Annotated in this window: 11 protein-coding genes and 1 pseudogene; 4 read left to right on the forward strand and 8 right to left on the reverse strand. The window is 41.9% G+C overall.

Annotation, left to right across the window (positions count from 1 at the left end; genetic code table 11):
- Positions 1-681: PIN/TRAM domain-containing protein (locus LC574_RS16295; RefSeq protein WP_229454482.1), on the forward strand; the 681-nt coding region annotated here is incomplete at its 5' end.
- A 63-nt stretch (positions 682-744) separates the two neighbouring features.
- On the opposite strand, the gene LC574_RS16300 is transcribed toward LC574_RS16295, so the two are convergent.
- The 3 genes from LC574_RS16300 to LC574_RS16310 all read right to left on the reverse strand — a co-directional run bounded on the left by LC574_RS16300 (position 745) and on the right by LC574_RS16310 (position 2,488).
- Entirely contained in the window at positions 745-1,539 is a 795-nt protein-coding gene (locus tag LC574_RS16300; protein WP_229454483.1) for an Rpn family recombination-promoting nuclease/putative transposase, read from the reverse strand.
- Positions 1,540-1,849: 310 nt separating this feature from the next.
- Entirely contained in the window at positions 1,850-2,236 is a 387-nt protein-coding gene (locus LC574_RS16305) for a VOC family protein (RefSeq protein WP_229454484.1), read from the reverse strand.
- 54 nt (positions 2,237-2,290) lie between these two features.
- Positions 2,291-2,488: a hypothetical protein gene (locus LC574_RS16310; protein ID WP_229454485.1), complete on the reverse strand. Its 198-nt coding sequence runs from the start codon at positions 2,486-2,488 to the stop codon at positions 2,291-2,293.
- 83 nt (positions 2,489-2,571) lie between these two features.
- Between LC574_RS16310 and LC574_RS16315 the strand changes: the two genes are divergently transcribed.
- Both LC574_RS16315 and LC574_RS16320 read left to right on the forward strand, forming a co-directional pair.
- Complete coding sequence (locus LC574_RS16315; RefSeq protein WP_229454486.1) at positions 2,572-2,814, forward strand: DUF433 domain-containing protein; 243 nt, start codon at positions 2,572-2,574, stop codon at positions 2,812-2,814.
- The gene (locus LC574_RS16320) at positions 2,798-3,172 is read left to right on the forward strand and encodes a DUF5615 family PIN-like protein (protein ID WP_229454487.1); all 375 of its coding nucleotides are present in this window, start codon (positions 2,798-2,800) and stop codon (positions 3,170-3,172) included. The genes LC574_RS16315 and LC574_RS16320 overlap by 17 nt, the downstream gene beginning before the upstream one ends.
- Positions 3,173-4,060: 888 nt before the next feature.
- On the opposite strand, the gene LC574_RS16325 is transcribed toward LC574_RS16320, so the two are convergent.
- Positions 4,061-4,750, reverse strand: coding sequence for a Crp/Fnr family transcriptional regulator (locus LC574_RS16325; RefSeq protein ID WP_229454488.1), 690 nt, complete (start codon positions 4,748-4,750; stop codon positions 4,061-4,063).
- A 241-nt stretch (positions 4,751-4,991) separates the two neighbouring features.
- Here LC574_RS16325 and LC574_RS16330 point away from each other — a divergent pair, with 241 nt between their 5' ends.
- Positions 4,992-5,615, forward strand: a complete 624-nt coding sequence (locus LC574_RS16330) for a chemotaxis protein CheB (RefSeq protein ID WP_229454489.1) — start codon at positions 4,992-4,994, stop codon at positions 5,613-5,615.
- A 264-nt stretch (positions 5,616-5,879) separates the two neighbouring features.
- Here LC574_RS16330 and LC574_RS16335 read toward each other — a convergent pair whose 3' ends face one another.
- From LC574_RS16335 to LC574_RS16350, 4 genes and pseudogenes are all read right to left on the reverse strand, one after another.
- Positions 5,880-6,281: a type II toxin-antitoxin system VapC family toxin gene (locus LC574_RS16335; protein ID WP_229454490.1), complete on the reverse strand. Its 402-nt coding sequence runs from the start codon at positions 6,279-6,281 to the stop codon at positions 5,880-5,882.
- Positions 6,272-6,472, reverse strand: a complete 201-nt coding sequence (locus LC574_RS16340; protein WP_100901459.1) for a hypothetical protein — start codon at positions 6,470-6,472, stop codon at positions 6,272-6,274. Before LC574_RS16340 ends, LC574_RS16335 begins: the two co-directional genes overlap by 10 nt.
- 499 nt (positions 6,473-6,971) lie before the next feature.
- Entirely contained in the window at positions 6,972-7,364 is a 393-nt protein-coding gene (locus tag LC574_RS16345; protein WP_229454491.1) for a hypothetical protein, read from the reverse strand.
- A gap of 43 nt (positions 7,365-7,407) precedes the next feature.
- Positions 7,408-7,976, reverse strand: a pseudogene (locus LC574_RS16350) (hypothetical protein); the annotation flags it as partial.

Here is a 7,976-nt window from a genome sequence, read left to right on the forward strand (position 1 = left end):
CACGGGCGAGGTTTATTGCGCTTCATTAATCCCAACACCGTCGAATCGATGGTAGTAGAAGGAACGCTAAAACCCGCCAATACCAAAGTTTTAGATACTAGCTGTATTATCGATGGTCGCATTGAAGCGTTACTTGAAACAGGGTTTTTGGAAGGGCAAATTCTCGTACCGCAGTTTGTCTTGCAAGAACTCCAACAAGTAGCGGATGCTAGTAAAGACCAAAAGCGGGTGCGGGGAAGACGAGGACTAGAAATTCTCAACCGCATTAAAGAAGAATATCCTGATCGCATCGTGATTAATCCAGTTGACTACGAAGATATTCCCACAGTCGATGCGAAGTTGGTGCGCTTTGCCCAAGAAATTAGCGGTACATTGCTAACCAACGACTACAACTTGTCTAAAGTTGCTAGCGTCCAGAAAGTACCTGTTTTGAATGTAAATGATTTAGTGAACGCCGTCCGTCCCAGTTATTTACCAGGCGACAACCTTGATTTGAAAATTCTCAAGGAAGGCAAAGAACCCAGTCAAGGCATTGGCTACCTAGATGACGGCACAATGGTAGTCGTTGAAGAAGGCAGCAGTTATGTCGGCGGTGAACTGCGAGTAGTAGTTACCAGTGCTTTGCAAACTACAGCAGGAAGAATGATTTTTGCCAAACCCCAAGCTTCAGCATTAGCTTGAAACAATGGGATGTTTAATTCGAGTCACACTTACTAATCGGTGCAGTCAACCTGCACCGATTATTTATTGATTAGATTCACCAGACTTACTTACCTGCAAATACTGTAACTGCTCAATTGATAACCCTGTGACTCTGCCAATCACCTCTAATGGCATACCAGTATTAAATAGATTTCTTGCAACTTCAAGTAAAGCTTCAGCCTTGCCTTCAGCCTTGCCTTCAGCCTTGCCTTCTTCTAAAATATCTTGATAAATCACTGACTCGCGCATAATATCTGACCTCAAAACTTGTCTGATAACCTCTTTGTCTAATACTAAACCAGCTAAAATCGCTGTGGAAGCAGCAATATTACTTTGATTTCTTGATTTTGTCATACTATTAATTTCCCGTGCAACTCGGTTAAGCACGGCTTCTGGATCAATTGTACTACTCAAAACCGCAAAGGGTAATAGTCCAGGCGTTCTCAAAAATCCTTCAGTTGGTTGTTCCCAAAGTCTGATAACTGAAAATTCATGGCGTGTCCCAGCAATTGTAAATGTATTTTGTTGCACCAACTCTGAATTTGTCTGCTTAAGATAAATTACAACTTGGTGCATTGCTTTGTCTGGAAAGCGGCGATACACTCGCAACCGATAGTCAATCATCCGAAAAGGAATTTCAGCATCAGCTTGGGTTTGAAATTCCAAATGTAAGATGTTTTGCTCCGACTGTAGCAGAATTAGGGCATCAGCACGAATGGGTTCGAGAGATAATTCTTTTGGACTGAGTTCGGTTAATGTAATAGGTTCGCCTAATAACCAAGTGGCGAAATCGCTGGAGAAATTTTCAGCTAAAAATTTACAGATATTGTCAAACATTTGAGAATCTTACCAAATAGCTCACTCATATCATGTCCGGCTAAATACAAGTCAATTACGAACGCAGCGATAGCGGAGTGAAGTAATCGCAGAGTCAAAGGGAATTGCTTCGCTCCACTTCGTTGCACTCGCTTTTGACATATCATAAGCAATTTGCCGGAGATGATATCATTTGCTATTTACAGCAGATTGCAACAGGCGTGAGGTACAGATAATCGTAGGGGCACAACATGTTGTGCCCCTACCCGTGTACTTCATTTACCTGAAATACGCTGTATCTGAAATCCTTTAATCCAAACATCTATATATTCTAATTTTCATAAATTTCTAATGGTAAATTATCTGGATCTTTAAAGAAAGTAAATTTTTTATTTGTAATTTCATCAATTCTGATATTTTCTACCTCCACTCCTTTCGATTTTAAATAAATAACAGTTTCTTCAACATCATCAACTTTAAAAGCAAGATGTCTTAAACCACAAGACTCTGGTTTACTAGGTCGTTCTGGAGGATTTGGGAAAGAAAATAGTTCGATTTGAGTATTTTCTGCAACTTTTAAATCTAATTTATAAGAATTTCTTGCAGCGCGAAAAGTCTCTTGAATAATCGGAAATCCTAAAACTTCAACATAAAATTTTTTGGAGCGATCGTAGTCAGAACAGATAATAGCTACATGATGAATACCAGTGGTTTTCATGTGTAGTTCTCCAGCTACCAACTATTTACCTTTAGCACTTTTACCAGATTTTTACTAGTACACTGTGGCGGAAGTTTGCCTAGTTGCTTGAGCAACTGTCTTGGCGATCGCTACGCCCGCACTTCGACATACTTCGACTGCGCTCAGTACAAGAAGCTCAGTGACCACCGCAGGCATAGCATATTTAATATTGCCGCATTCATTATGTATCGTTTTTTTGTAGTTAATTATTTCTTTCTGTACCTTACCCATGCGGGAACCGCTATAATGCCTAAATAATGTTAGGAATTTGCTGATAAAATTGGGCGCAAGTAAGAAACAAAATAAGCAATGGCATGAAATTAGATCGCATTACCAGCAATCCCAATCGCATGAATGGACAGCCCTCTATTCGTAATCTTCGCCTTACCGTTCGTCGGGTGATTGAGTTATTAGCTACCTACCCTAATCGAGAAGAACTGCGCCAGGAGTTTCCCGAATTAGAAGATGAAGATATTCAGCAAGCCTTAATTTTTGTATCGTCCTACTTGGACGATCGCATCATTGAACTACCTAACCGCTATGAAACTGTTGCTTGATCAGGGATTACCACTCTCTGCGGCAGCATTGCTCCGTAATGCAGGTATCGACACCATCCATGTGGGTGAAATTGGGATGTCTGAAGCTGAAGATGCAGAAATCATCCAGAGAGCTAGAGAAGAGAGACGTGTTGTTGCTACACTCGATGCAGATTTTCATACATTGCTAGCGCTTGATGAAGCAACTACTCCTTCAGTCATTCGCATTCGGATTGAAAGGTTACGTTCTCAAGCATTAGCGAATTTGTTGCTGACGGTAATCGCTGAGTGTGAAGAGGATTTGGAACAAGGAGCAGCTGTTACGGTTGAGCCAAGCCGTATTCGTATTCGTTTTTTACCGTTGTTGTCTGATGTTTAACCTTTCGCATATTTAACTTAAATTTATATTTAATCAGCAAAAAGGCTTATTGCTTTCTCAAAACTTCATATTCAATAAGCAAAAAGGCATATTGCTTTCTCAAAATGACATTTTACTTTCTCAAACCCCAGTTTGCTTTCTCATTTTGGTGTTTTCCGCAAGTAAAATCAGCTTTTACTTTCTCAAACCCCAGTTTGCTTTCTCATTTTGGTGTTTTCCGCAAGTAAAATCAGCTTTTACTTTCTCAAACCCCAGTTTGCTTTCTCATTTTAGTGTTTTCCGCAAGCAAAAAAAGCTTTTACTTTCTCAAACCCCAGTTTGCTTTCTCATTTTAGTGTTTTCCGCAAGCAAAAAAAGCTTTTACTTTCTCAAACCCCAGTTTGCTTATTTATTTACAGCAGTTTTCATGTATTTGAACCACATCTATCGTAGGAGCTAAGCTTTGCTCATTGGTGTCAACTTAAGCTAAAAATCGCTTATCTGTTGGCTTCCACGCCCGCCCAGAAATGAATTTCAGCGGCTCATAGCTAAAGTCTACTGAAGTAGACTAAAAATTTTTCGGATTATTTAGTCATCAAAAGATGACTTAAGCTATTAGCCAAGGAACTTCAGTTCCTTGCGGGACATGGCTTTTACGTTAAGTTGACACGTATGAGCAATGCGCTTTACCCCTACCGCGTGGTCTATTTACCTGAAAATAGCTAATTTCCTATTTCCCCCCAATAAACGGGGGGATTAAGGGGGGTAATTCGACTTGTGTGTACACCGTAGCTGATAAATTGGAGGGAACTAGAGCAAGCCTTTTTAAGGTGCGATCGGTGCATTTACTCGCACGTAGTTTTGGCTCTTGGGTCTTCGTGTGGAGATCCAAAGATGGAGCCAATAACCTTATTTGCCGTTAAGCAAACGGTTAAACTCCCCTTTGACAATTTGGTAACACTCGCAGGTGATATCTTCTAAACCTGAGCGGTCAAGGATAGTTATTTGCCCGCGAGTATAGTTAATTAGCCCCGCCTTCTGAAGAATAGAGGCACTAAGGCTAACAGTGGAGCGATTCACACCTAGCATTATGCTGAGAAAATCTTGAGTGAGTGAAAAAGTGTCTGTCTCTACTCGATCAGCAGTCATCAGCAGCCAACGGCACATTCGCTGTTCTGTTGAGTGCAGGCGGTTACAGGCAGCTGATTGGGCAATTTGATTAAACAGCGCTTGCGTGTATCGTTGTAGCAGATTGTACAACGGACTATCTGCGGTGACATGAGTTTTAAATGCATCTACTCTCATCCTGAAGCCAGAGCCAGGGACTTGCATAAAACACTCGCCCGGAACCCTATCGGCTCCCAGGAATACTGGAAGACCCACCATTCCTTCATTGCCCACCGTAGCCACTTCGATTGCCGAACCGTCCGTCATCACTGTGAGCATAGAGGCTACGCCATAGTTGACAAAATAGACGTACTCAATTGGTTGGTTAGGTAGGTAAAGTTCTTGCTTAAACTCTAGGGGGATAACCTCCATATAAGCAACAAGACGAGAGTATTCCTCAGAGGGTAGAGCAGCTAGAAGTTGGTTTTTCACAAGTGCAGGATGCTTGAAACACAGATAGCAAGAGGCTGTTTAAGTCAGTTTTATGTTTATTAAATAAGTGGCAGCAATTAAGAACCTCTGATAAAAGGTTTATCTGTTGTAAACAGCTTATGTTTGCTAAATAACATATAATATATATGTTAGATGGTCAACATAGCAGTGTGACTTGTGAAGCTGCTACAGCACTAATTAGACGATCGCTATTGAGCGCTAAATATTCGCAAAGAAGAAAATGGTGTTACGACAATCACACAGAATTCTGTCGCACTTCCCAAATATTGCTTACAATATAGTGGCGATTGGAGCTTCTGCGGGCGGGCAAAAGCCAATCATCCAAATTTTGTCAGCTTTACCAGCACATTTTCCGGCGGCGATTATTGTAGTTCAGCACATGAATCCTGTCTACTCTAGTCGTCTGGCACAGATCCTTAGCCGCCACACAGCGTTGCAAGTAGAGCAGGCAAAATCAGGGGAGATAATACGTCCAGGGACAGTTTACACTTATGTTCCAGATCGGCACATAGTAGTCGATGCTAATGGTAAGCTGTCTCTGTTAGAGTCGCCAAAGATGAACTTTGTTCGCCCCTCAGTAGATAAACTATTCATGTCGGTAGGACTTAATTACGGAATACGGGCGATTGCTGTTGTCCTAAGTGGCTTTGGCAGAGATGGTGCTTTAGGAGTGATGGCAATGAAAAAGTATGGTGGCACGACGATTGCTCAAGATGAAACTACTTCAAAGTACTTCGATATGCCTTCAGCTGCTATTGACACCGGGAAAGTAGATTTTGTTCTGACTCCAGAGGCGATTACCAAGAGCTTGAGTAGCCTGGTAATGATGGAATTAGTATCTTAAAAATTCAAAATTCAAAATTCAAAACTTGTACTGAGCAAGTCGTTGTATTCAAAATTGAAGAAAGTTTCAGACGGGGATTTAAACCCCGACTGAAACTGAACTACGTGTTGACGTTGCGGGTCTTAAACCCTTTAATTTACGAGAAAGGGTAATTTATTAATTAAATCGGTAGTTTTGGCTGCTGTTTGCAGCATCGTGGCTGCACCAGTGCGATCGCCTTGTTGCAATTTCGCCTCGGCTAACTGGGTTTGGCGATACTTTGCTTTACTTGAGTTCGGGAATTACCTGAATTAGTCCAGTCTGGAAGGCTTTGTCGTAGGTGATGACAAGTAAACTTTCGAGTTCAGCCTGAGACATGATCATGCGATCAAAGGGATCTCGGTGGGCAATCGGTAGGCTTCCTGCTCTGAGTGCATGGGCTGTGGTGATGGCAAGTTCGATAAATTTAGCCTGATGCAATATCTGTGAATATTGCTCAACAAGTTGTTTGGCTTCGGGTAGTTTACCGATGCGGTATTTGGTGGCAATTTCCCAAGCAGAAGCACTGCTGACAATAATGCGATGATCTGGGTTGCGAATGATGTCTCGGCAGTCAGTGTGGAGTTTTGGGTCGTCAAAGAGCCACCACAGCAGGATATGGGTGTCGATGAGGTAGCTCATTCCCATTGCTGGAGTTCCTCTTCTGGGAGTGGTTCAAAGAAAGCATCGCCGAGTTGTCCTTTCAATAAACCAGGGGTGCGGGGTTGTGTACGTTCTTGACTTAAACCTAGTCGAAAGTAGTGAATTAGGTCATAAAGTTCTGCTAGTTTGTCTTCAGGGATGTCTTGCAATTCTTGGACAATCTTTTGGATCAGCATAAGTCAAACTCTTCGGTGGTTGTTAATCAATAAGTTAGGAATATGCGACTACTTTGTTGCTCAATTAAGGAATAAAATATTTTTTCTCGCTTTGCGCGGCAGTCGCTTCTCCTGTCGGAGACGCTGCGCGAACAAGTCGGGAAACCCGCTGTTAGTGGAGCGATCTTTGCTGTTCGCATTCCTGGGGACAAGCAAATAAAAATGATAAGTATTGTTTGTCAAAACAATAGAAGTTATGGGCGTGTACCTTCCCGTTCAAAATACATAAATGCTGTAGTAAAATGCCCTCCTGATACAACACAAGTATTACCGATTTAACTAACTCCGCAAATTAAAAAACACAGCTATTCTCCAACTATAGCAGTCCTAAATCATTCGTGAACAATAAGATCCCCGACTTCTCAAAGAAGTCGGGGATCTGAGTCTCTCGATTTTCACAACTCATTTAGGATTGCTATAGTAACTTTATTGCACGTCTGTTCGGTTGCCGATGTACACATTACTGAACTGAGATTATTAATAAAACTGAGGCAGGATCAACCCATTCATTTCCTTCGTAGTAGTCAAAGTGGTGATGATAGCCTGATTCTGTAGTAGTGTCAAAATTAAACCAGTCTGCAAACACTTCCAGTTTCTCTGGTGTTCCTTCAATCTTTAAAGAACTGCCATCAACCATAACCTTGAGAGAACAATCACTCTTACGAATGAGTAACGAATTTAAACAAGAATCATAAGGTGCTGGGTCAAGTTCATTGACAGGAACACAAACTTGCACATCCTGAGCTTGAAGGAATTCAAGAATCGATTGACGAATGCTTCTCAAATCTTCCGGTGTACCTGATAGATCAATCTCACCGCCATAATGGTCGTCACTAAAACGGATATGAATCATACTTGTCCATCTCAACCATCCATTACCTTAAGCTGGATTTTTACTATTCCTGTAAAACGGTTTTTGATACAATCCTAGTTTTCTTGAGGTCTGCTTCAGAAAGTTCTTCTCCAGCTTGCAAGCGAGTGGCAGAAGTTTGCAACACTGTCGCCGCCCCTTTATCTCCTATTTGTAAAGCGGTTTTAGCAGCCGTTTGTAGCATTGTGGCTGCACCAGTGCGATCGCCTTGTTGCAATTTCGCCTCGGCTAACTGGGTTTGGCGATACTTAGCTAATGTTAAAATAGACTGTTGTACCTGGGGATTAGAATCTGGTTGATACGCCTGCACTACATCTGCATACACTGGCACAAGGGGCGAAAGTAAACCTTGTTCGTTAACCAACGGGTCATCATAACGGATTTGCAGATGAGCGATCGCTTGTTTCCCTTCTGGCAATTGTCCCAGATAAATGTTCGCCAAAACTACCCGTTCTACATCCTGCATCAAATCTCCCAAACGCACAGCAAAGCTACCATCAGCTTCGGGTTCCACTGGTAACTCGATTGTGTCTGGGGCCACTTGGGCAATGGGTTTAAGTTCCGCTAATCGGACATTAGGCACTAGAGATAACA

Source organism: Nostoc sp. CHAB 5715 (assembly GCF_020829685.1).
In the GTDB taxonomy this organism is placed as follows: Bacteria; Cyanobacteriota; Cyanobacteriia; order Cyanobacteriales; family Nostocaceae; genus Nostoc.